Annotated in this window: 24 protein-coding genes; all 24 read right to left on the reverse strand. The window is 49.1% G+C overall.

Going from position 1 to position 22,968, the window contains the following annotated elements:
• Positions 1-6: 6 nt before the first annotated feature.
• Positions 7-606 (reverse strand): Holliday junction branch migration protein RuvA, encoded by a 600-nt coding sequence (gene ruvA, locus SOW26_RS06915; protein WP_154475671.1) that lies wholly within the window; start codon positions 604-606, stop codon positions 7-9.
• A gap of 144 nt (positions 607-750) precedes the next feature.
• On the reverse strand, positions 751-1,245 hold the full coding sequence (locus SOW26_RS06920; protein WP_276960014.1) for a Gx transporter family protein: 495 nt from the start codon (positions 1,243-1,245) through the stop codon (positions 751-753).
• A gap of 22 nt (positions 1,246-1,267) precedes the next feature.
• Positions 1,268-1,654, reverse strand: coding sequence for a NusG domain II-containing protein (locus SOW26_RS06925; RefSeq protein ID WP_320652129.1), 387 nt, complete (start codon positions 1,652-1,654; stop codon positions 1,268-1,270).
• A gap of 204 nt (positions 1,655-1,858) precedes the next feature.
• Positions 1,859-2,167, reverse strand: a complete 309-nt coding sequence (locus SOW26_RS06930) for a hypothetical protein (protein WP_320652130.1) — start codon at positions 2,165-2,167, stop codon at positions 1,859-1,861.
• Positions 2,168-2,297: 130 nt separating this feature from the next.
• Positions 2,298-2,762, reverse strand: a complete 465-nt coding sequence (locus SOW26_RS06935) for a DUF2752 domain-containing protein (RefSeq protein ID WP_320652131.1) — start codon at positions 2,760-2,762, stop codon at positions 2,298-2,300.
• A gap of 3 nt (positions 2,763-2,765) precedes the next feature.
• Complete coding sequence (locus SOW26_RS06940) at positions 2,766-3,584, reverse strand: RnfABCDGE type electron transport complex subunit B (protein WP_276960017.1); 819 nt, start codon at positions 3,582-3,584, stop codon at positions 2,766-2,768.
• 12 nt (positions 3,585-3,596) lie between these two features.
• On the reverse strand, positions 3,597-4,172 hold the full coding sequence (locus SOW26_RS06945) for an electron transport complex protein RnfA (RefSeq protein WP_276960018.1): 576 nt from the start codon (positions 4,170-4,172) through the stop codon (positions 3,597-3,599).
• A 13-nt stretch (positions 4,173-4,185) separates the two neighbouring features.
• On the reverse strand, positions 4,186-4,911 hold the full coding sequence (gene rsxE, locus SOW26_RS06950; RefSeq protein WP_154475681.1) for an electron transport complex subunit RsxE: 726 nt from the start codon (positions 4,909-4,911) through the stop codon (positions 4,186-4,188).
• Between the two features lie 6 nt (positions 4,912-4,917).
• Positions 4,918-5,502: an RnfABCDGE type electron transport complex subunit G gene (locus tag SOW26_RS06955; RefSeq protein ID WP_276960019.1), complete on the reverse strand. Its 585-nt coding sequence runs from the start codon at positions 5,500-5,502 to the stop codon at positions 4,918-4,920.
• Entirely contained in the window at positions 5,502-6,452 is a 951-nt protein-coding gene (locus SOW26_RS06960) for an RnfABCDGE type electron transport complex subunit D (protein ID WP_320652132.1), read from the reverse strand. Before SOW26_RS06960 ends, SOW26_RS06955 begins: the two co-directional genes overlap by 1 nt.
• Positions 6,453-6,483: 31 nt before the next feature.
• The gene (rsxC, locus tag SOW26_RS06965) at positions 6,484-7,803 is read right to left on the reverse strand and encodes an electron transport complex subunit RsxC (protein ID WP_320652133.1); all 1,320 of its coding nucleotides are present in this window, start codon (positions 7,801-7,803) and stop codon (positions 6,484-6,486) included.
• A gap of 347 nt (positions 7,804-8,150) precedes the next feature.
• The gene (gene rpsA, locus SOW26_RS06970; protein WP_154475689.1) at positions 8,151-9,242 is read right to left on the reverse strand and encodes a 30S ribosomal protein S1; all 1,092 of its coding nucleotides are present in this window, start codon (positions 9,240-9,242) and stop codon (positions 8,151-8,153) included.
• The gene (gene ispH, locus SOW26_RS06975) at positions 9,223-10,080 is read right to left on the reverse strand and encodes a 4-hydroxy-3-methylbut-2-enyl diphosphate reductase (protein ID WP_276960022.1); all 858 of its coding nucleotides are present in this window, start codon (positions 10,078-10,080) and stop codon (positions 9,223-9,225) included. The genes rpsA and ispH overlap by 20 nt, the downstream gene beginning before the upstream one ends.
• Positions 10,070-10,741, reverse strand: coding sequence for a (d)CMP kinase (cmk, locus tag SOW26_RS06980; protein WP_320652134.1), 672 nt, complete (start codon positions 10,739-10,741; stop codon positions 10,070-10,072). Before cmk ends, ispH begins: the two co-directional genes overlap by 11 nt.
• 9 nt (positions 10,742-10,750) lie before the next feature.
• Positions 10,751-11,980 carry a BaiN/RdsA family NAD(P)/FAD-dependent oxidoreductase gene (locus tag SOW26_RS06985; protein WP_320652135.1) on the reverse strand — a complete coding sequence of 410 codons (1,230 nt, stop codon included), beginning with the start codon at positions 11,978-11,980 and terminating at the stop codon, positions 10,751-10,753.
• 1 nt (position 11,981) lies between these two features.
• Positions 11,982-12,896 (reverse strand): MurR/RpiR family transcriptional regulator, encoded by a 915-nt coding sequence (locus tag SOW26_RS06990; RefSeq protein ID WP_154475695.1) that lies wholly within the window; start codon positions 12,894-12,896, stop codon positions 11,982-11,984.
• Between the two features lie 11 nt (positions 12,897-12,907).
• On the reverse strand, positions 12,908-14,323 hold the full coding sequence (locus SOW26_RS06995) for an oxaloacetate decarboxylase subunit alpha (protein WP_320652136.1): 1,416 nt from the start codon (positions 14,321-14,323) through the stop codon (positions 12,908-12,910).
• Between the two features lie 26 nt (positions 14,324-14,349).
• Entirely contained in the window at positions 14,350-15,495 is a 1,146-nt protein-coding gene (locus SOW26_RS07000; protein WP_154475699.1) for a sodium ion-translocating decarboxylase subunit beta, read from the reverse strand.
• A 24-nt stretch (positions 15,496-15,519) separates the two neighbouring features.
• The gene (locus tag SOW26_RS07005) at positions 15,520-15,903 is read right to left on the reverse strand and encodes a biotin/lipoyl-containing protein (protein ID WP_276960026.1); all 384 of its coding nucleotides are present in this window, start codon (positions 15,901-15,903) and stop codon (positions 15,520-15,522) included.
• An 18-nt stretch (positions 15,904-15,921) separates the two neighbouring features.
• Positions 15,922-16,710 (reverse strand): OadG family transporter subunit, encoded by a 789-nt coding sequence (locus tag SOW26_RS07010; protein WP_276960027.1) that lies wholly within the window; start codon positions 16,708-16,710, stop codon positions 15,922-15,924.
• A 13-nt stretch (positions 16,711-16,723) separates the two neighbouring features.
• Complete coding sequence (locus SOW26_RS07015) at positions 16,724-18,160, reverse strand: acyl-CoA carboxylase subunit beta (RefSeq protein WP_154478767.1); 1,437 nt, start codon at positions 18,158-18,160, stop codon at positions 16,724-16,726.
• Between the two features lie 328 nt (positions 18,161-18,488).
• The gene (locus SOW26_RS07020) at positions 18,489-19,871 is read right to left on the reverse strand and encodes an NAD(P)/FAD-dependent oxidoreductase (RefSeq protein WP_320652137.1); all 1,383 of its coding nucleotides are present in this window, start codon (positions 19,869-19,871) and stop codon (positions 18,489-18,491) included.
• Positions 19,872-20,186: 315 nt separating this feature from the next.
• Positions 20,187-21,644 carry a hypothetical protein gene (locus tag SOW26_RS07025; protein WP_320652138.1) on the reverse strand — a complete coding sequence of 486 codons (1,458 nt, stop codon included), beginning with the start codon at positions 21,642-21,644 and terminating at the stop codon, positions 20,187-20,189.
• A 27-nt stretch (positions 21,645-21,671) separates the two neighbouring features.
• Positions 21,672-22,961, reverse strand: a complete 1,290-nt coding sequence (locus SOW26_RS07030) for an MFS transporter (protein WP_276960030.1) — start codon at positions 22,959-22,961, stop codon at positions 21,672-21,674.
• Between the last annotated feature and the right edge of the window lie 7 nt (positions 22,962-22,968).

The raw sequence follows: 22,968 nt of genomic DNA on the forward strand, positions 1-22,968 counted from the left end.
CTTATACTAAAACATAATATTCTTCAGAGCACGCTTCAGCAGGGATTCTGCCGTATCTCCTTCTTCCAGGCCCGAATTTCTCACTGCCCTCCACGCTTCCGTCTGGCCATAGCCTAATTCTGTCAGCGCCTCTATGACCTCTCCCTGTACTCCGGTATTTTCTATGTTTGCGGCTCCCTCCGACGTCTGTTCCAGCATCTGCTCCAGATTCAGCTTGTCCTTTAATTCCAGGATCAGCTTTTCCGCCGTTTTTTTCCCGATCCCGGGGGATTTTGCGATCGCCTTGGCATCGCCCGACACCACCGCCATCCGCAGGGCGTTGGGAGACAACGCCGACAGAATGGAAAGCCCGCCCTTGGGGCCGATCCCGCTGACTCCTATGATCAGTTTAAATAGTTCCTTCTCTTCTTTTGACAAAAATCCAAACAGCTTCATTTCGTCCTCTTTTACGTGGAAATAGGTGTACAGCTCTACCATGTTTCCCGTTTTGGGCAATCGCTCCATGTCAGACTGCGGTACAAAAATCCCATATCCGATCCCTCCCGTTTCCACGATGACTCTGCTTTCTTCTTTGTCTGCCAAAACCCCTTTTATGTATGCTATCATTTTCTCTCCTTATAAACGACGTGTCCTGATTCTTTCTTCTCCTCTTTTCTGTCTTTTCACACAGGCAGGCATCTGACAAAGCCTGCGCTCTTTATACAGATCTCCACGTCAAAACCGTTTTTTGTTCTGTATCCTCCATTTTTGTCAGAAGCTACGTAAAACCGGAAGTCGTTTCAACACTTCCCGTCCAATGACCCCAATCAAAAACCCGGTCACAAGCCCTGTCAGAAGCAATACCGGCAGATAATACACGATCTTGAAGGTTCCGACCACCACTCCGGCTACCAGGCACTGCCCCACATTATGGAACACACCGCCCACCATACTGACTCCCACCTTGGTATATCCTTCCCTTTTCCTGAAAAAATACATCATAGACAGACTGAAGAGGCCCCCCGCCAGGCTGTACAAAATGCTGAAGTAATTTCCAAACAAAAACCCGGAAAGCAGCACCCGCACCACCGCCAATAGATATACATCTGTCACTTTCATTTGATACAAGGCGATCAGTATCACAAGATTTGCCAGCCCCAGCTTCATTCCCGGTACTCCAAAGGGAAGGGGAATCAGACTCTCTACATAACTCAATATCAAAGCAAGAGACGTAAATACGCCAAAATATGCCACTCTGTTTTTCATGAATCCCTCTATTCTGCTCTTTCTATTCTGCAACGCTGTCAATTTCTTGTGTGGAATCTGTCTTTGCTTCTTCGCCCTCAATCTCTATGACCACCTTGTTCGGCAGACACACGATGGTCTCACGCATTCCGCTGATTCCTTTTTGATGGACGCAAAGCTGATCCGGACAGGACGCTTCCTTCATGGCCGCCCTCCCATTCTTGATCTCCACAATATTTTTTCCATGATTTACACGGATCGTTCTGTCCTCCTTCAGGGAATAGATTCCCTGTATATTTCCATCCACCTTCACTACCACTCTGGCGCCTTCTTCCTTGTTCCATAGTCCGCAGAAAAGATAGATGGCCACAGACAGTATCACCACCGCCACGATCACTCTCTTATCTTTTTTTGACAAATATGTTTCCATGTTCTCTCCTGTTTTCCGCTCCTTATTCTATCACAATCCCATCCCGCCTTCAACCAGGAAGCAAGGCTGTGATCGCCGTGAATGTGGAACGATCCGGCGCACCGTCTCATCCTTCCTGCAAAAAAAGAAGGATGAAAGCTTGCACTCTCACCCTTACCTTCTCTGAAAATCTTTCTGAATCCAATGCTCTTCCCGGGCTGCTTCCTAATAATAGTAGGATCCCATACCACCCAGAAGCGCTGCGCCAAACACAACGAAAATAAGAACATAGATCAAAATACATACTGCGTAAATGATCAAACCTGCCCGGCAGAAGTTTCTTCTGTTGATATTGCCGGTCTTACTAAATGCCCAAACACAATACAGGATGAATCCCACGCACGGAATTGCCAGCGCCAGGATCGTGAGCGCCCACTCTCCTACCGTAAGCGGCGTTGTGTCCATCCCATCCCCGTTCTGATTGTACTGGGAACTCTGGCCTCCGCCTACATTGTACTGATAATTATCCTGCACATTCTGCTGTGGAATCTCAGTATTGGTCTAATTGTATTGCCCCTCTGTATTGATCTGGTTATCAAACTGATTGTCCATTGATCTTCTCTCCCTTCTTTATACTCATACCCAGTATATCAGTATTGTCTCTTTATTTCAACAAAAAATATTGAAAGAGAGTCATCGTCCGTCTCAGCAGATTATGCCCGTAATAGCTGATAGGAGGATCTCCCGGAAAATAACGGATCATTCTCCAGATGTAAAACAGACACATGGCCGCCACCAGAAGCACCAGGCTTCCCCTCAACACCTTTCCCATCCTCCTTCCTAAAAGATAACGGTTTATGGCAAACACGGCTCCGTAGGCCGCCACGCCGTAAATAAAAGGATGGATCCGAAAGGCGCTCTGCACCTCCCCGTGCATCAGATGGATCCCCGCCCGTGTCAGACCGCAGCCGGGACAGGGGAATCCCGTCAGCGCTACCATCGGACAGGAGGCTCCCGTTGCTGCTTTCAGCAAAAGAAGGCAGGCGATCACTGCCAGGATCGCCCACCTTTGCTTCTTTACATCATTTAAAAACAAACGGATTCCCTTCTGTTCCAGTTGTCTTTTCACCTTTTATACTGCCTTTCCCGGAAGAATGATCTTTCTTGGACATTTTGCAGCGCATGCCCCGCAGTTGGTACACTTATCTGTGTCGATATAGGCAATGTTATTCGTCACATGCACAGCGTCATGCTCACAAACCCGCTCGCACATCCGACAGCCGATACAGCCTACCGAGCAGGCTTTCGTTACATCCTTCCCCTTATCTCTGGAACTGCACTGTACCAGATGTTTCTGGTCATAGGGAACTAATTCGATCAGCTTTTTCGGACAGATCTCCACGCATTTATTACATGCCTTGCAGGCCTCCTTGTCTACCACAGCCACTCCGTCCACCACATGAATCGCATCAAACGGGCAAACCTTCACGCAGCTTCCTTCTCCCAGACAGCCATAGCTGCAGGCCTTGGGTCCTCCATCCTGCATCATGTTCATCATGACACAGTCCTTCACTCCATGGTATTCGTATTCCTTTTTTGCATTGGTATCGCTTCCGCCGCACTTCACAAAAGCCACCTTGTGTACCTGCTCACCGGCTTCCAGTCCCATGATCTTTCCGATCTTTGCCGCCACCGGACTGCCTCCCACCGGACATCCGCCCACCTCTGCTTCTCCCTTTACGATGGCAGACGCCAGACCGGAACATCCTGCATACCCGCAGCCTCCGCAGTTATTTCCCGGAAGCACTTCCATGATGGCTTCCTCCCGCGGATCAACTTCTACGGCAAACTTCTTTCCGGCAACCCCCAGGAATACTCCTATAAAAAGTCCTGTTCCGCCAACGATCACTGCCGCCGCTACTACTCCTATTACAATTTCCGTCACACCCATTGTCCGCTCCTCCTATATCAATCCTGAAAATCCAAAGAACGCGATCGCCATCAGACTTGCCGTGATCAAAACGATGGGCGTTCCCTGGAAAGATTCGGATACGTCGTTATATTCGATCTTTTCGCGGATCCCGGCCATAATAACGATGGCAAGTGCAAACCCTACAGAAGTTCCCACTCCATTGATCACTCCCTGGAAAATGGTATATTCTTTCTGAACGTTGGTCAGCGCCACACCCAGAACCGCACAGTTCGTAGTGATCAGCGGAAGATACACACCCAGAGCCTGATACAGAGAAGGCATCGCCTTTTTCAAAAACATCTCCACAAACTGTACCAGTGCCGCAATCACCAGAATAAATACGATGGTCTGTAAATACTCTACTTTAAATCTTGCAAGGATCCCCTTATAGATCAGTCCGGTGATAAAGGATGCGATCGTAATAACGAAAATAACCGCCCCGCCCATCCCGGACGCAGTCTCAACTTTTTTGGAAACTCCCAGGAAGGGACAGATTCCAAGAAACTGGCTGAGCACAACGTTGTTCACAATGGCAGATCCAATTGCAATAATCAATAATTCTTTCATTTATGCTCCCCTCCTACTCTTCATTTCCTGTCGGAAATACTTTCCCGTCGTTTCCGCAGCCGCTGCAGGAACCGCAGCCGCTTCCGCAGCCACCGGATTCTTTTACCTGTTTTCCTTTTCTCTTTGCCGCATTCTTCGCCTTATTCTGAAGCGCAGTCAGTCCTGCCAGAACAAGGAAAGCGCCCGGTGCCAGAATAAAAATCGTTACCGGTACATATCCGGCCTTTCCGGCCGCCTCATCTGCCAGAGGAAGAAGCTGGTATCCAAATATCTGCCCTGCTCCGATCAGCTCTCTGACCATACCAATGGCAGTCAGTCCTACGGTAAATCCCAGTCCCATTCCGAATCCGTCCATGATAGACAGTACCACCGGATTCTTCGATGCGTAGCTTTCCGCACGTCCCAGAATGATACAGTTTACCACGATCAGAGGAATGTAAAGTCCAAGAGACGCATACAGGCTTGGCACGAAACCTTCCAGCAAAAACTGCACGATGGTAACGAAAGACGCCACCACAACGATGAATGCCGGCATTCTCACAGAATCCGGTATGATCTTCCGAAGCATGGAGATCAGCATATTAGACAACACCAGTACAACGGTAGTAGAAAGTCCCATACCCACGCCATTTGTAGCGGATGTCGTAACCGCCAGCGTCGGACACATTCCCAGCATCAAAACAAAGGTAGGGTTTTCTTTGACCAAACCGTTATATAATCTTTCGATATATTTGTTCATTCTCCTCTACCTCCCAAACACATTCTGATAGTATGCCAGGGCTTCGTTTACCGCACCTGTCACTGCTCTTGATGTAATCGTTGCTCCGCTCAGGGCATCGATGGGTTCCCCGTCTCCTCCATCCTTGGAAACTACAAACTTCTCTGTCTGCTTTCCCTTGTACTGCTCGTAAAACGCCGGCTCCTTTGCTTTCATACCAAGTCCTGCCGTCTCACTGATGGAAAGAATGGAAATCCCGTTTACCGTACCGTCGGTGGTGATCCCCACCGTGATCTTGATATCTCCGCCATAACCTTCCTTGTCAGTAACGGTAACGATATAGCCTTTATCTCCCACAACACAGACTTCACCTACTTCTGCTTTGATGCCCAGCTCTTTTGCCGCTGCTTCCGAGGCCTCCGTATCCACGGATTCTGATTTGAATTCACTCATATCTGCTTCCGGGAACACCTGCTTCCAGGCTTCCTTTTTTGCTTTTTCCTGTGCCGTCTGGATAGGCTGCTGGGTAATCTTATATACAAATCCCAGGAGGATTCCTGCGACCAGGGTGATCAGCATGAGAATTATCGTGTTTTTTATGATCTTATTCATTATTTTTCTCCTCCTTTACCAAATGGTTTGGGAAGAGTCGCCTTCTCAATCAACGGAACAAACAGGTTGCTGATGATGATTGCGTAAGAAACGCCTTCCGCAGATCCTCCGAAAAGCCTAAACAATCCTGTCAGGACTCCCAGAAGGATCCCATACACATACTGTCCCTTTTTTGTAATAGGCGAAGACACATAATCCGTCGCCATAAACCAGGCTCCCAGCATCAGTCCGCCACCGCAAAGCTGTGCGGTGATGTACTGGGGATCAAAAAGGCCCGCCTTTGCTTCTGTAAACTGACCAAAAATCCCTACAAATATGACAAAGGTAAGGATGTATGTTCCCGGGATCCGAAGATCGATCACTCCCGTCAGGATCAGAAAGATCGCTCCGATAATAATGGCGATCACAGACGTCTCCCCTATGGTCCCCGGAATTCTTCCGATGAGCATTTCCATGGAATCTACCGCTTCTCCGGCCTTTAGCTGCGCCAAAGGAGTTGCTCCTGTCACTCCGTCATATACAAATCTGGTCATAGGACCTGTGAAGGAAATGAGAAGGAAGCATCTTGCTCCTAGAGCCGGGTTCATGAAGTTCTGTCCCAGCCCTCCAAACAACTGCTTTACAATCAGAATGCCGAACACACTTCCCAGCGCACCCATCCACAAAGGCGCCGTAAGCGGCATATTCATCCCTAAGAGCAAGCCCGTTACTACTGCACTGAAGTCCCGCACCGTCACAGGCTTGTGCATCAATTTCTGATAGATATATTCTGTCGCCACTGCGGCTGCCGTGGTCGTCACCAGCATTGCCAGCGCATAGATCCCGAAATTCCACACACCGAATGCCGCTGCCGGAAGCAGCGCGATGGTCACAAGCTGCATGATCCCCTCGGTCGTACTCTTGGACCGGATATGGGGAGATGCTGAAATTTTAAATTGATTCTCACTCAACGTTATTCACCTCTTCCTCTCTTCTTGATCCTTATTTTTTCTTGCGGTTCGCCAGCGCGATCTTGCGCATGGAACCGATCGCCTGTTTTAACGGCCTTTTTGCAGGGCACACAAAACTACAGGACCCACATTCCATACACTCCATTCCATTTTGCGCCGTAAACGTTTCTTCTGCATGATGTTCTGCATAATCCGCCAGCCTTGAAGGGATCAATCTGCTGGGACATACCTCTACGCAGCGCCCACAGTTGATACAGGCGCTGGGAGCATGTTTCGCTACCTCATCCCTGGTGAATCCCAGGATAGAGGAAGATGTCTTTGTTACCGGTACATCTACACTGAACATGGCAAACCCCATCATCGGTCCGCCTGAGATCACCTTTTCCGGATCCTCTTTCCATCCTCCGGCCGCCTCTACAAGTTCTGCCTGGTTCATTCCAAAGGGAGCTTTAAAGTTCCCCGGTTCACAGACTGCGTCTCCACTTACGGTAACGACACGCTCCATGGAGGGTCTGCCGTTTACGACTGCCTGATAGATGTTGATCATCGTCTCCACATTGTCCACCACGCATCCTGCATCTGCCGGAAGCATGGAAGAATTAATCGCTCTTCCCGTTGCAGCAAAGATCAGCTGACGCTCTCCTCCCTGAGGATACTTGGTTTTCAGCGTCACCACTTCCATCCGGGGCTCATCTTTTGTCAGCTCTTTCAGTTTCTCAATACAGTCCGGCTTGTTGTCTTCCACGCCAAACAGTCCTTTTGCATTTTTGAATAATTTCAGGACGACCCTCATCCCGCCTACCAGCTCTTCTGTGTTTTCCAGCATACGCCGGTAATCCGCCGTGATATACGGCTCGCACTCTGCACAGTTGGCGATAATGTAATCGATCTTGTCCGGTTCCTTGGGGGAGAGCTTTACCTTGGTCGGAAATCCTGCTCCTCCCATTCCGACAACGCCTGCTTCCCCGATCGCTTCCAGGATCTCAGCTTCTGTCATCTCGTCCAGCGGCTTTGTCGATGCATACTCCACCTCTTCATATTCCTCATCATTTTCAATGACGATGCTGGTCACCCGTGCGCCTGTAGGATTCAGTCTCGGTTCTATCCCCTTTACCGTACCGGACACCGACGCATATATGGGAGCCGAAACGAACCCGCCCGCCTCTGCAATCTTCTGACCTTTCAACACTCTCTGCCCCACTTCCACTGCCGGAATCGCAGGCGCTCCAATGTGCTGTGAAAGAGGAAACACCAGTTGACCCTTTGGTTTCACTTCCACGATTGCCTTGTCCTTTGCCAGACTTTTGCCGTCATCCGGGTGGATTCCACCCTTAAATGTAAACAATGCCATCCCTTTATCCTTCCTTCCTATTTTCTCTTTTTCTACTATACAGGAAAATACCTAAATTTTCCACTGATTCCACGGAATTCTTTGTATATTTCCATAAACATTCCGTTACTTTTTTAACCATCCTTCCCCTCTTCTTTTCCTGTCCGGCTTCCTCGATACAACGGATCTTCAGACTGCCGCAAAGTCGGTTTTTTATGAGACGAATAGAACCACGCAACTATCGCGTGGTTTTCCTAACATGAAAACAGAGAGACGTGATATCCGTCTCCCTGTCTGACCTTCGTCTTCTTCTCTATCCTGATCTTAAATCTCCTCATACGACCGGATCTCTCCGTCCCGTCTGCAGACTATTCTTCCTCGGAAGCTTCCTCGTACTCCGGCTCAGCGTCTGCCTCCAGCACCTTCATGCTCAGGCTGATCTTCTTGTCCGTCTCATTCAGATCCACAACCTTAGCTGTGATCTCCTGTCCCACTTCCAGAACGTCAGACGGCTTTTCTACGTGTGCCCTTGCGATCTGGGAAACATGCAGCAGTGCGTCCACTCCGGGAGCTAGCTCCACAAATGCACCAAAATCTGTCATTCTTGCCACAACGCCGTTTACGATAGTGCCCACGGCATACTTCTCCTGTGCATCCGCCCAGGGATTTGCCTCCGGGAACTTCAAGCTGAGCGCCACCTTCGTATCGCGGATATCCTTGATCATAACTTCCAGCTCTTCGCCTACCTTGAAAACCTTCTTCGGATTTTCCACACGTCCCCAGGACATCTCTGAAATATGGAGCAGTCCGTCCACTCCGCCAAGATCTACGAACGCACCAAAATCTGTTACGTTCTTTACAACGCCCTGGATCCTGTCTCCTACCTGGATCCTTGCAAACAGCTCTTTCTGCTTTTCTGCTCTCTCTGCAATGAGAAGTTGTCTTCTGTCTCCGATCACACGATTTCTTCTCGGATTGAACTCGCTGATCACAAACTCAATCTCCTGATCCTGATACTTGCTTAGGTCTTTCTCGTAAGTATCCGATACCAGGCTTGCCGGGATGAATACCCTCGCCTCCTCGATCACTACGCTGAGACCGCCGCCTAGGATCTGTGCCACCGGCGCCTTCAGCACCTCATGGTTCTCGAAAGCTTCTTTCAGTCTTTCATTTCCCTTTTCTGCCGCAAGACGCTTGTACGTCAGAAGAACCTGACCTTCTCCGTCGTTGACTTTCAGCACCTTCACCGTCATCTCGTCTCCCGGCTGTACCAGAGTCGTCAGATCGACGTTGGATTCATTGGTATATTCACTGCGTGTAATGATACCGTCAGCCTTATATCCGATGTTCAGAATGATCTCATCCGGCTTTACATCAATGACCGTACCATCTACGACTTCTCCATTCCTTATAGTTTTAAAAGATTCCTCCAACATTTGTTCAAAAGTTTGTTCCGACATTATTTTGAACCTCCTCAATTATATTCTTGGGCGTGGATGCCCCTGCTGTAATACCTACTGTTTCCACGGACCCTAATTGATTCAAATCCAAATCGTCAAGTGTCTGTATGTAGTACGTATTCAAACATTCTTTATTACAGATTTCAAATAACTTCTGAGTGTTGGAGCTACGCTTATCGCCTATGACGATCATCGCTTCCACACTCTTTGCAATCCGCCCGGCTTCTTCCTGCCGCTTCCTGGTGGCACTGCAAATCGTATTTAAAACAAGTATATCATAACCTTTTTTTTCTATGATTTCAACTAGTTCTTGAAATTTCTTGTAATTAAATGTCGTTTGTGCTACGACGCACACTCTTCCTGCGGGTTCTTCGACCCGAAAATCTTCCGCTTCTTCTCTGGTCTGAATGATGCTCACCCTGTCTCCCGCCCATCCGCGGATCCCTTCCACCTCCGGATGGGTCCTGTTTCCGATCACAACGACATGAGCGCCTGCCGCGCTTTCTCTGCTTACAATCGTATGGATCTTTTTTACAAAGGGACAGGTGGCGTCCACATAGGAAATCCCGGACTCTTCCATTTTCCGGTAAACCCTTTTCGGCAGGCCGTGAGAACGGATGATCACGATCCCGTCTGTGACCTTTTTCAGTTCTTCCTCTGATCGGATCACCTCCACCCCCATAGCTGCCAGTTCTTTGATCACTTCCTCGTTATGGATGATCGGTCCATATGTGTAAACTTTTTTATCCGTGTTCTTTTTTATTTCCTCGTACACCGTCTCTACTGCACGTTTGACTCCAAAACAAAATCCAGCCGTCTTTGCCAGTTTAATTTCCACCTGCATTCTCCTTTTCCCGGATGATCCGTTCCACCACCTGTGGGATCGTAAGGTCTGAACTGTCTAAAAGAACAGCGTCCTTTGCCTGCTTTAAAGGTGCGATCTCCCTGTGGGAATCTCTGTGATCCCTCTCCTGAATATCTGCCTCGATCTTCTTCAGATCCGCCTGTTTTCCTTCTCTGGTCAGCTGCTCATATCGTCTTTTGGCTCTGGTTTCCACACTGGCCGTCAAAAAGATCTTGACCCCGGCTTCCGGCAGGACGCAGGTCCCTATGTCTCTTCCATCCATTACCACATTCTTTTTCTGTGCGATCTCTCTTTGGGTCTGCAGCAGCTTTTCCCGGACCACCTGCAAGGCAGAGACCCGGGACGCCAGGTTCCCCACCCTTTCTTCTCTTAACAAAGATGTGATATTTTCCCCGTTCAGAAGTATCTGCTGGATCCCATTTTCATAGGCCAGGTCAATACGGGCTTTTTCACAGGCCTTCGTCAGCGCGGTTTCATCCGTCTCATCGATCCCTTCTTTCAGGAAATGAACTGCCAGTCCCCGATACAGGGCTCCTGTGTCCACATACACAAAATCCAGTTTTTCTGCAACCAGCTTTGCAATGGTGCTTTTTCCGGCTCCTGCCGGTCCGTCAATGGCTATCTGATATCCCATCTTTTCCTCCTATTTCACATGGCTTGCGGCGGCATAGGCAGTTGACCAAGCGATCTGCAGGTTGAACCCTCCCGTCACCGCATCCACATCCAAAATCTCTCCGGCAAAATACAGTCCTTCTACCAGTTTGGACTCCATTGTCTTTGGATCCACTTCTCTGGTACTGACGCCGCCCTTGGTGATCACCGCTTCCTTAAACCCTCCCAGCTGCTTCACATGCAGGCAGAGCGCTTTGATCTGTTCCGCAAACCGTTTTCTCTCCTCCTTGGTGATCAGGTTTACCTGTTTTTCTGGTGCGATCCCACTCTGCTCTACCATAACAGGGATCAATTTGTTTGGAAAGAGATTTCCCAGACAATTTTTAAATTGCCTGTTTTTCTGCTCCTCAAACTCCCGGATCAGTCTTTTATCCAATTGCTTGTGCGTCAGTGCCGGCTTCAGATCGATCAAAAGCTCCACCTCTTTTTGCATGATATCTCTTCCCGCCACACTGCTGGCTGTCAGGATCAAAGGACCGCTGACCCCCCGGTCTGTAAAAAGCATTTCTCCTGTTTCCCTGTACAGGATCCTGTTCTTTTTCTGCACCAGAAGCTCCACGTTCTTTAAGGACAGTCCCTGCACCTTTACCGGCCAATCTTCTTCTGTTTCCAGGGAAACCAAAGAGGGGATGCACTCCACGATACTGTGCCCTTGTGCTTTCGCAAAGCGATAGCCGTCGCCTGTGCTTCCCGTAGTTCTGTAGGACAGACCTCCTGTTGCCAAAATGCAGGCATCCGCCGGTACGTTCTCTCCCCCGGCAGTCCTGATCCCTACACATCTTCCTTCTTTTACCACAATCTCCCTGATTTCCGTGTTCAAATGGATCCTCACCTGGTTCTTTTTCAATTCCCGTTCCAGCGCCTTTATCACATCAGAAGATTTGTCTGATGCCGGAAACACCCGGTTCCCTCTTTCCGTCTTGATGGAAAGTCCTATCCGTTCAAACAGCGCCATCGTATCCTGATTGCTGTGTCCGTAAAAGCTGCTGTACATGAACCTGGGATTGCTGATCACGGATCCCAGAAGCGTCTCTCCGTCACAGGCATTGGTAAGATTGCATCGGCCTTTCCCGGTGATGTACAGCTTTTTCCCCAGCTTTTCATTTTTTTCATACAGATCGATCTGATGTCCTTTTTCTGCGCCAATGAGGGCAGCATACATTCCTGCTGCCCCGCCTCCCACAATCACTATACGGCTCATGCTACTCCTCTTTCCCGGATGCAAACTCTACTTTGTCATTGATCCGGTTTAATTCATCCTTGCTGTACACCTGGTATTCTTCCCAGATCTGTTCCAGCGTTTCCAGGGTCGTGATCACTTCCTCCTGCTTCCTCATGCAAAGAGCCACCACCAGAGCATTGATCACACTGAGGGGTGCCACCAGCGAATCCACCACTCCCGCCATATCACTCCTGGCAATCAGGTTGCAGGAGGAATACAGTGTCATGGGAGAATGGACACTATCCGTCAGCGTAATGACTCTGGCCTTCCGGTTGCTGGCAAATTCCAGTGCTTTCAGCGTCCGCATGGAATATCTGGGGAAGCTGATGCCAATGATCACATCCTCTTCCCTGATCCGAATCAGCTGCTCAAAAATTTCACTGGAGCTGTTGCTGTGGACCGCCGTCACATCCTCACACACAAGATTCAGATAGAAGCTCAAAAAACTGGCCAGAGGAGCACAGCTTCTGACTCCGATCACATAAATCTTTCTTGCATTCAGCAGCATATCCACTGCCTGTTCAAAAACATGTTCGTCGATGGCAGACAAGGTCATCTTGATTTTGTCGATGTCTGCCTGTAAAACGGAAGCGAGGATCTCTCCTCTCCCAATACGTCCGTAGGTTACTTCCATCCTCTGTATGGAATTTAACTTGGTCCGAACCAGCTCCCCCAACGCTTTCTGGAAGCCGGGATATCCTTCATATCCCAAAGCGGCGGCAAAGCGAACCACCGTCGATTCGCTTACACCCACTTCCTCTCCCATTTTGGCGGCGGTAAGAAAGGCCGCCTTGTCATATTCATTCCGAATAAACTCCGCCAGCCGTTTCTGTCCTTTGCTGAATTTGGGATATTTTTCTTCCATTTTCTTTAACAATTCATTTTTGCTTCCCATAGTCGTCCCTTCTAAACCGGATAACTACCATGTTTGACGTCGGCTTCGCCATAGTCTACCTTCGTCTGCTGTGCTTCTCTGTACTTGAAAAATTCTGTAGCCACCTGTGGAAACAGGGCGTAGGTCAGCACATCCTCTTCCTGCTGCATCCATTTCTCACATTCTCCCCGCAAAGTATCCAGCTCGTCTTCCAAAAGATCCGCAGGCCTGCAGGTAATGATCTCGGCATCTTCTCCCAGAACCTTCTTCCTCACATCCTCGTTAAACGGCTTGACTGTCGCTCCGTACTTTCCGCTGAGAATGTCCTTGGTCTCCTTGGTCGCCATCTTATAGCGTTCTCCCATCAGCACATTAAACACTGCCTGCGTTCCTACGATCTGGGAGGAAGGCGTCACAAGAGGCGGTTCCCCCAGATCTTTTCTGACCCTGGGCACCTCTGCCAGCACATCATAGTATTTATCCTCTGCATTCTGTTCTTTTAGCTGGGATGTCAGATTTGACAACATTCCTCCCGGAACCTGATACATCAGCGTCTTGATATCCACGCCCATATTCTTGGGATTCAAAAGGCCGCTTGCCAACGCCTCGTCACGGATCGGCCGGAAATAATCTGCGATCTCTGCCAGAAGACTCTGGTCAAATCCCGTGTCATACGGCGTCCCTCTGAAGGTTTCTACCATAACCTCTGTCGCAGGCTGTGACGTTCCCAAAGCAAACGGAGAAACAGCCGTGTCGATCACATCCACTCCTGCCTCCACCGCCTTCAGGTAAGTCATAGAAGCCACTCCGGAGGTATAATGGGTGTGAAGTTCGATCGGCAGACTGGTAGCTTCTTTCAAGGCTTTGATCAGCCTGCTTGCTTCATACGGAATCAAAAGTCCCGCCATGTCTTTGATACAGATAGAATCTGCTCCCATATCTTCGATTCGTTTTGCGATCTCCACCCAGTATTCCAGGGTATAGGCATCCCCCAGGGTATAAGAAAGAGCCACCTGAGCCTCCGCCTTTTCTGCATTTGCCGCACTGACTGCCGTCTGCAGGTTCCTGAGATCGTTCAGACAGTCAAAGATCCTGATGATATCGATCCCGTTTGCCACAGATTTCTGCACAAAATAGGACACCACATCGTCCGCATAGGGACGGTATCCCAAAATGTTCTGTCCCCGAAACAGCATCTGGAGCTTTGTGTTCTTAAATCTGTCGCGGAATTTTCTGAGCCTCTCCCACGGATCTTCTTTCAAAAATCTAAGAGACGCGTCAAAGGTCGCTCCGCCCCAGCACTCAACTGCATGATACCCTACTTTATCCATCTTGTCTACAATCGGAAGCATTTGTTCCGTCGTCATTCTGGTTGCGATCAGGGACTGATGCGCATCTCTTAAAATGGTCTCCATGATCTTGATTGGTTTTTTTTCAATGTCTGCCATTTTTATTTCCTCCATCTACTGTTGATTTACATAACTCCAAAGATCGCCATAAAGGTACCTGCCGCCACTGCCGTTCCGATCACGCCTGCCACATTGGGCCCCATTGCATGCATCAGAAGGAAGTTCGTGGGATCCGCCTCCGCTCCCACCTTCTGGGACACCCGGGCTGCCATTGGAACCGCCGACACGCCTGCCGATCCGATCAAAGGGTTTACCTTGCCCTTCGTAACGGCACACATCAGCTTACCAAACAAAACACCCGCCGCCGTCCCAAAGGCAAATGCGATCAATCCTAAAAATACGATCTTCAATGTAGCGATATTCAGGAAAGCTTCTGCGCTGGTGGTAGCGCCTACAGACGTTCCCAACAGGATCACCACGATATACATCAATGCGTTGGACGCCGTCTCTGTCAGCTGTCTGACTACGCCGGATTCTCTGAAAAGATTTCCCAGCATCAGCATTCCTACCAGAGGCGCTGTAGAAGGAAGGATCGTACATACCACGATGGTTACGATAATAGGGAACAGGATCTTCTCCAGTTTCGAAACGGGGCGAAGCTGCTCCATTTTGATCTTTCTTTCCTTTTCTGTCGTCAAGAGTTTCATGATCGGCGGCTGTATGATAGGTACCAGCGACATATAGGAATACGCCGCTACCGCAATCGGCCCCAAAAGTCCTGTCTGCTGAAGCTTTCCCGCCAGATAGATGGAAGTCGGACCGTCCGCTCCTCCGATAATAGAGATAGCCGCTGCCGCTTTATCTGAAAATCCCCACGCCATTGCCCCCAGATAGGCCGCAAAAATACCAAACTGGGCTGCCGCCCCCAGAAGAAAGCTTTTAGGGTTGGCGATAAGGGGGCCAAAATCCGTCATGGCTCCTACTCCAAGAAAGATCAGAGACGGAAGGATCGCCCATTCGTCCAGGAGATAGAAGTAATACAACAGTCCGCCTGACGCTCCGTCTTCCATGTGTTTCATAATATCAGGGTAAATATTAACAAGTAGCATACCAAAGGCGATCGGAACCAAAAGAAGCGGTTCAAATCCATGTCGGATCGCCAGGAATAAAAAGAAACATGCCACTCCGATCATGATGAGATTCCCTGCCGTCAGATTAAAAAACGCTGTCTGATGCACCAGGTTTCCCAATGTCGTCATTATATAGTCCATGTCTTAACCTCCTGTTTGAATCTCTTATGCCGGATCCAACGTTGCCAGTACCGCTCCTGCCTCCACGGCATCTCCCACTGTCACTTCTATCTGCGCTACCGTTCCGTCCTCCGGAGCTACGACAGGAATCTCCATCTTCATAGCTTCTATGATGACCACAGCATCTCCCTTTTTCACCTGCTCTCCCGCAGCTTTTTCAATCTTGAATACCTTTCCTGCCGCTCCTGCCTTGACTTCGATCCCTCCTGTCGAAGCTTTCTGCAAAGCAGGTTCCGTCTTTGCCGCCGGCGCTGCAGCAGCCACAGGTGCTGCAGGAGTTGACGGCCTCTGTAGCGTACCGGCTCCCGTCTTTTCCTCTACTGTCACATCATAAACATTCCCATTTACCGTAATTGTATAATTTTTCATGGTGCGTTCTCCTTTTCTTTACTTTTTCCAGTTGTTTGCCGGCCTGCGCCGGATGCTTCTGATCACGATCCCATCTGCCGGACGATCTTCTGCCGCCGCGATCGCCGCTGCGATCACTGCCACCAATTGTGAATCTTCCTGACTGTCTGCAGACGTCTGTGACAGGACCTTCTCTCCCCCGTCTTTTGCCGTCTCCTCTGCCTTTTCTGCTTTGTGCAGGTCCCGTCTTTTCTTCCGTTTTGCTTCTAACAGGGGAATAAACCGGAAGAGGGAAATCAGGGCCGATATGAAGATCAGCACCAAAAATACCGTTCCCATTCCCAGCACTGTATTCATCCCTGCTTTTTTCAGAATCTCCCCGGTAGAATACTGGGCGTTTACCGTCAGACTCTCCAGATATTCTTCTTGATTGAACTCAAATACCAGTTCCGCCTCTCTTTTCTCAAACTGAGCCGTCGTAACCAGACGGATCCCGTCATTTTTTTCCTCCAGCGAAAAATCTCCATGCCCCTCATAGGATCCACATTCCTTTACTGCCTGGTCCCAGGAATCCACAACCCCGAAAAAGTTTCTGGGCTCTACGGGAAGCTGTGCCTGTACCAGCTGTAGCTGAAGAGCAAATTCTCCCGCCTTCTTCATCTGCGCTTTGCTCTGTGCATCTGTTCCTTTACAATAATTGATCAGGACTTCCGCCACTTTTTCCAGATCCTCCTCGTTGTAGGTCACAGCCGTCTCCTTTTGGGAGCACCCTGTTACTACAAGCAAAAGAGCCAGAAGCCCTAACAGCATTTTTATTTTTTTCTTCACCCGATCCACCTCACTAAACTGTCCCGTGCTTCTTCAGCGGACGCTCTTCCCTTTTTGTAAACAGCATCTCCATCGCCCCGATCACATATTTTCTCGTCTCTTCCGGTGCGATCAGGGTATCCACATACCCTCTTCTGGCAGCGGATAGCGGACTGTTCTGCAGCTCCCTGTATGCCGCTTCCTTTTCTTTTAAGACTGCCGCTCCTTCTTCCGGATACATGATCTTTGCAGCCAGGGCCGCATCCATCATACCGATGCCTGCGTCTTCCCAGGCAAACACCATATCCGCACCCACAGATTTACTGTTCATTACCGTATAGGCGCTTCCGTAAGCTTCTTTCGTGATCACGTTGACCTTTGGAACGGTGGCATTGGACAATGCATAGACCAGTCTGGCTGTATGTTTTGCCAGGTGCCTCTCCTCTCCGGGCAAATTGGAAAATCCGGAAACATTGGTCAGCGTGCAGACCGGAATCTGGAAGGCATCGCAAAATTCCACGAATTCCGCAGCTTTTAGTGCTCCTTTTGCCGAAAGTCCCTCTTTGAATTCTTCTGTCGTGTTTCCTTCTTCATCTATAATCCTTTTTCGGTTTCCAACCACGCCTACCGTATTGCCGGCCAGTCGGATGAATCCCGTCACCATATCCTTTGCGTGTTCTTTTTTCACCTCAAAGCAGTCTCCCAAATCCGCCATCTCCCGCATCAGCCAGGCGGCGTCATCCGCCAGAGCCTCTGCCGCATCACACCTGCGGTTCAGGTCATCCTGACAGGACTCATAGGCTGCCGTCTCTTCATTGTTGGCAGGGAGAAAAGAAATCAGTCGCCTCATCTGAGCAAGAATCTCCTCCTCCGTTCCCGTAATATCTGCCAGCCCTGTTTCTCTGCTTTGGAAAACGGCATCAGACGTATCGTTCTTTTCGATTCTGTTTTCCAGGATAGCATTGGGTGCATTTACAAACAGTCTGCCTTTGGTTTCCATAAAGGTAAAGTCTGTCAGGGCAGGGATCAAGGCCAGGCCCCCTCCACAATTTCCGAATATGCCTGTGATCTGTGGGATCACACCGGATGCCATGGCTTGCTTGTGATAGAGTCTTCCCAGCGCTTCCAATGCATCTGCAGCTTCCTGCAGCCGAAGTCCCGCACAGTCGATCAGTCCGATCACCGGAGCTCCCGTCTTCATTGCCAGCTCATAGATCCCGGCTATCTTTTTTGCATGCATTTCTCCTATCGAGCCACCCAGCACCGATACATCCTGACTGTATACATAGACCAGGTTTCCGTCTATGAGTCCATAGCCCGTCCTCACGCCGTCTGCCGGCGCTTCCTGCTGTTTTAACTGAAAATCGGTATTGCGCAAAGTCACTGCCCCGCCGATCTCAATAAAACTGCCTGCATCCAGCAAAGAGGATATTCTTCTGCCTGCTGCATTTTCCGTCTTATCATTGCCCATCATCCAGTCCTCCATTTTTTTCTTTAGTCGTCGCTTCCATATTTGTAAAAGTCAAAAATTTCCACCAATTATAGTATACCTTTTTGTTCAATTTCACGCAACACTTTTTCTGTTAATTTTTTGACATTTATATCTCTTTTTCCCCTGCCGCTCTATTTTTTCCGCCACGTTTGTTTATAGACGTTTCTTTATGGTTTCCCGCAGATACCTCTCTTCTTCTCTGCTTCAATTCCTCTCTTCTTTTTTGCATAAAATCAGCCTCCCGTCTGCTCAGAAACCTGTCTGATCCCGGGAGGCCGCTTTTACTTCAGAGTGCTTTTCTCTGAAATCATTGACACTCTGTTCTTTTTTCTGCAATGTGGCGCGCCACATAGACGCCGCTGGCAGAGGCATGGGAAAGAGAATGGGTCACGCCGCTTCCGTCTCCAATGATATAAAGTCCCTTATGCCTGCTTTCCAGGTGCTGATCGATCTCTACTTCCATGTTGTAGAATTTCACTTCCACCCCATATAAAAGCGTATCATCATTGGCCGTTCCCGGTGCGATCTTATCCAATGCGTAGATCATTTCTATAATCCCGTCCAGAATACGCTTTGGCAGCACCAGACTTAAGTCTCCCGGCGTAGCTGCCAGGGTCGGTGTTACCAGACCTTCCCGGATCCGGTCCGTATTACTCCTTCTTCCTCTTACCAGATCCCCGAAACGCTGTACGATCACCCCTCCTCCCAGCATGTTGGAAAGCCTTGCGATACTTTCGCCATATCCGTTGCTGTCCTTAAACGGTTCCGAAAAATGTTTGGCCACCAGTAGGGCAAAGTTGGTATTTTCCGTCTGGTGTTCCGGATCCTCATAACTGTGCCCGTTTACCGTGACGATTCCGTTGGTATTCTCGTTTACTACGATCCCACAGGGGTTCATGCAGAAAGTACGGACATTGTCTTCAAATTTTTCCGTGCGGTAGACGATCTTACTTTCGTAAAGTTCATCTGTCAGATGGGAAAAGATCACTGCCGGCAGTTCCACTCTGACACCGATGTCCACCCGGTTGGAATGGGTGGGGATCTCCAGCTTTTTGCAGACGGTCTCCATCCACTTGCTTCCGCTTCTTCCCACAGAGACGATGCAGTTTTCACAATCTGCTTCTCCTCCCTTATACAAAACACGATATCCGTTCTCCTCACGCTCCACCTGCTCTACCGGCGTATGGAAATAGAAATCCACCCGGTTCTTTAATTCCTCGTAAAGATTTTCCAGCACAATATAATTGATGTCCGTTCCTAGGTGGCGAACAGAGGCATCCAGCAAATTCAGTTTGTTTTGAAGACAGACCTTTTTGAACCTTGTCCCTGCCGTGGAATACATCCTGGTACCTTCTCCGCCGTAAGCCAGGTTGATCTCATCCACATACCGCATAAGGCTCAGCGCCCGTTCTTTCCCAATGTACTGATAGAGAGTTCCGCCAAAATCATTGGTGATATTGTATTTCCCGTCGGAGAATGCGCCGGCCCCTCCGAATCCATTCATAATGGCGCAGGTTTTGCACTTGATACAGGATTTTACCTTTTCTCCATCAATGGGACAATGACGTTCCTGCAGCGGAAATCCCGCCTCGAACACCGCAATTTTCAGGTTCTCTGTCTTTTGCAGCAGTTCATAAGCCGAGAAGATTCCGCCCGGCCCTGCTCCGATAATGATCACATCATATTTCATAAATTTCACTCCTTCGTTCTGTCACAAAATGCGTGTATTTCTCACTTTGCTTTTCCCTGCCATCCCTATGAAACGACAGCATGTATATTATACATACCTGCCGACAAATTGTAACCACTCCCGCAGAAATTTTGCAAACTTTTTCCTTGCCCTTTTCTTCTCTTTTTTATGGTTTTACAGGTGTTCTCTTTTAGTGCTACTAATATTCCCGCAAAGCAAAAAAAATCTTTTCAAAGCAGCATCCGAAAAGATCCTGTTGTTCTTTGAAAAGATTTTCTCTGTCGGTATCTTTATTTTCTCTCAATCCGGTTCTTTCTATCTCTGTGCTTCTCTGTCTGAAACAAAGTCTTCCTTCCTTTTCATCAGAAGCTTTCGCTCTTCTTCCAGCTTTTTCTCCAGGCTCTCCAGTTCTCCCGTAGTGGGTACATCCAGCTTTTCTCTCTGGATGTCCAGATTGGACAAAATAAGATTCAGAGCGAATCCCACCAGCAAAGCCCAGCCGGATCCCTTAAAAGCAAGGGTTGCCGCCATGATTCCCGCAATACTTTTGTCCATATTTGATTTACAGTATTCCATTCCTATTCTGGCACAGACAAACGCCTGAAACAACAAGGTGATTGCTGAGCCCACTCCCATGATCGGTTTCATAAAGGATACGATGGGAACCAGGATCACACTTAGAAAGGTCGCCATACGAAAGCTGCTCATCCCTCCGATCAGGGATTTCATCGCCTTCTTTCCCTCCTTGTAGCGGACTGCCACCGAAACAGTCATCCCTACCCACAGGGGCCCTGCCAAAGGGGGGAACGGCGCAAGGATTCCCAAGATCATGTTTCTGATCCCACTGATCAGATTCGATCTGCTGGAATTGAAATCGATGTGTTCATCATCCCGGCTTTCCTGCGCCTCCCGGATCAGAGTTTCTGAGGTGACAAAATCCCCAAAAGCCAGCACATAGCAGATAAACGCCAAAGGAACCGCTTTCGCAAACACGGACAAGGGCGGGATCCCCACCTGAAACACACTGACCGTGTGAAGGATTTTGGTAAAATCAGGAAGACGGATGATGGTTCCCACCTCCAGCGCCGGTCTGGACAGTTCTCCTAACAAAACTCCCAAAAGCATTGCGATCAGGTAGGGGAACAGGTTTCCGTATTTAGCCATCAGATCCAGAAACTTATACTGCTTTCTTTTCTTTTCGCAAAAAGGCGAGAAGCTGAGAAAGGCCAGAAGCAGTGTTCCTGCCAAGGTAGCTACCGGAGCTGTCAGAAGCTGGCTTCCTTCCTTTAACTGTCCCTGTATTACGGTAATAGGCGCTGCCAGAAGAATTCCTCCTTTTACCGAGGCCGGAACCCTTCTGACAAAGCTGTCGGCCAGCTTTGTCACTCCCATGAACAAAAAGAGGAAGGCTACCAGAAGCTGAACGGCTATCATGGCCTGGATCCGCTCTTTTCCTTCCGGAAATCCGGTCAGAAACGCCAGGGTGAAGGGCAGGGTGGGCGTGATCCATCCGGGTACTACCGGATCCCCCAGCCATCCATGCAGCATATATAAAAACACTTCAATAATGACACAGCTCCACGCCAGTTCATAAGGCAGTCCCAGAGTGTCTGTCATATAGGGGATAGAACTCAGGGCGGTTGCCCCAAGTATCAGTCCCTGAAAAAACTCCACCGTTTCGATCTTGTAATGAATTCCCGGGATCCTCCATTGAAAAGGCCCCAGCGGAATGTAGGGAAGTTCATCTGCCCTCTTTTTTCCCATTGTCCCCATTACACCTTCCTCCTACTACTTTCCCTTCTATGCGTTTCTTTTTTCTGCCAACGCACTTTCTCCGAATATTTTTTTATACTGTGCCGCCAGATAAGCCATCATCAAAACTGCCACAATGGCTGCCGCCAGCAAAAGTCCCATCATGGTATAAATAGCGTCCGTTTCCCCGATGGACTTGGTCATTGCCGATACGATGTACGGAAGAAAACAGCTCGCCAGTCCCATCCAGGTATAATAGATTCCTGTATTTCTTCCCTTGGGTCCCGGACACATTTTCTGTCTGACTCCCAGTCCCGTCTGAAGGGCTCCGCCCGCCGCAAAAAATCCCAGCAGTGCAATGGCGACATAAATCACGGTTACATTTTTTACCAGCAGTACGATCGCCAGTGCGATCGCGGTAAAAACAGAATCGATCAAAACCACTTTCAGAGGATTCCACCTTAATTTCCCCATCATGATCGCCCAGAACACCACCGCAACAATAGACCCTACCGTATAGATGGAAGTCATTCCCGCTGCCTGCAGCTCTGTCAGACCGCAATTGGTCATTCCGAAAGCTTTTGTGTACTGCTGTGCTCCATACATAATGAACATACACAAAAATCCGTAAAACATGGTGATAAAATTGACCAGACCGTTGGGCTTTACCAGCATGCCGGCCTTAATGGCTTCAATCTCCGCCTGTGCCGCAGTCCTGGTATTTCCATCCTGCCCTTTTACTTTCTCTTTCATGTCATCATCATAGGCAAAGGGTGCGATCACCGCCAGGATCACGCAGATCACCGAAAAGATCAGTGGGATCCACACATTGATCTTCCAGTTCCCGGAAGCGGAAAAATGTACGGCCAAAAGCGGATAAATGATTCCCGATACCGATACAAACGCTTTGATCCCGATCAGCGCCGAACCGGCATAAGCCGGTTTTACCGCCTCCTGTACCGCCGGATACAGGGAAGCATCCCAAAAGCCCGATGTAGCCACTCCCGCCAGGAACGCGCAGATGCAGGCCACCGTAAAGCTGTGAGAAAACAACAGGCCTGCAAAGCAGATAATGTACAGCACACCGCCTGCAACCGCCATCTTTTTCCGGCCGATCTTATCAGAGATCTCTCCTCCCAGCCAGACTGTCAGAAACTTTCCGAATCCTGTCGCCGTGATCGCCAGAGATACGGCCGCTGCCCCTGCGATCTCATCGGTATAACCCCACTGTGTAAAAAAATTCAATTTGTTTTGTGACAGGATGATTGCCTGAATCCCATGGGTAAAATATGCCATATAGACTACAGCCATGGATAAGATATACTTTTTCGCTCGCATACGCTCT

It is taken from the genome of Suipraeoptans intestinalis (assembly GCF_034091795.1).
GTDB lineage: Bacteria > Bacillota > Clostridia > Lachnospirales > Lachnospiraceae > Suipraeoptans > Suipraeoptans intestinalis.

Excerpts from the sequence above, each read along its gene's own strand:
- ruvA (WP_154475671.1), bottom strand. The coding sequence starts at position 606 with ATGATAGCATACATAAAAGGGGTTTTGGCAGACAAAGAAGAAAGCAGA.
- SOW26_RS06920 (WP_276960014.1), bottom strand. The coding sequence starts at position 1,245 with ATGAAAAACAGAGTGGCATATTTTGGCGTATTTACGTCTCTTGCTTTG.
- SOW26_RS06925 (WP_320652129.1), bottom strand. The coding sequence starts at position 1,654 with ATGGAAACATATTTGTCAAAAAAAGATAAGAGAGTGATCGTGGCGGTG.
- SOW26_RS06940 (WP_276960017.1), bottom strand. The coding sequence starts at position 3,584 with ATGGGTGTGACGGAAATTGTAATAGGAGTAGTAGCGGCGGCAGTGATC.
- SOW26_RS06945 (WP_276960018.1), bottom strand. The coding sequence starts at position 4,172 with ATGAAAGAATTATTGATTATTGCAATTGGATCTGCCATTGTGAACAAC.
- rsxE (WP_154475681.1), bottom strand. The coding sequence starts at position 4,911 with ATGAACAAATATATCGAAAGATTATATAACGGTTTGGTCAAAGAAAAC.
- SOW26_RS06955 (WP_276960019.1), bottom strand. The coding sequence starts at position 5,502 with ATGAATAAGATCATAAAAAACACGATAATTCTCATGCTGATCACCCTG.
- rsxC (WP_320652133.1), bottom strand. The coding sequence starts at position 7,803 with ATGGCATTGTTTACATTTAAGGGTGGAATCCACCCGGATGACGGCAAA.
- rpsA (WP_154475689.1), bottom strand. The coding sequence starts at position 9,242 with ATGTCGGAACAAACTTTTGAACAAATGTTGGAGGAATCTTTTAAAACT.
- cmk (WP_320652134.1), bottom strand. The coding sequence starts at position 10,741 with ATGGGATATCAGATAGCCATTGACGGACCGGCAGGAGCCGGAAAAAGC.
- SOW26_RS06985 (WP_320652135.1), bottom strand. The coding sequence starts at position 11,980 with ATGAGCCGTATAGTGATTGTGGGAGGCGGGGCAGCAGGAATGTATGCT.
- SOW26_RS06990 (WP_154475695.1), bottom strand. The coding sequence starts at position 12,896 with ATGGGAAGCAAAAATGAATTGTTAAAGAAAATGGAAGAAAAATATCCC.
- SOW26_RS06995 (WP_320652136.1), bottom strand. The coding sequence starts at position 14,323 with ATGGCAGACATTGAAAAAAAACCAATCAAGATCATGGAGACCATTTTA.
- SOW26_RS07000 (WP_154475699.1), bottom strand. The coding sequence starts at position 15,495 with ATGGACTATATAATGACGACATTGGGAAACCTGGTGCATCAGACAGCG.
- SOW26_RS07005 (WP_276960026.1), bottom strand. The coding sequence starts at position 15,903 with ATGAAAAATTATACAATTACGGTAAATGGGAATGTTTATGATGTGACA.
- SOW26_RS07015 (WP_154478767.1), bottom strand. The coding sequence starts at position 18,160 with ATGGGCAATGATAAGACGGAAAATGCAGCAGGCAGAAGAATATCCTCT.
- SOW26_RS07020 (WP_320652137.1), bottom strand. The coding sequence starts at position 19,871 with ATGAAATATGATGTGATCATTATCGGAGCAGGGCCGGGCGGAATCTTC.
- SOW26_RS07025 (WP_320652138.1), bottom strand. The coding sequence starts at position 21,644 with ATGGGGACAATGGGAAAAAAGAGGGCAGATGAACTTCCCTACATTCCG.
- SOW26_RS07030 (WP_276960030.1), bottom strand. The coding sequence starts at position 22,961 with ATGCGAGCGAAAAAGTATATCTTATCCATGGCTGTAGTCTATATGGCA.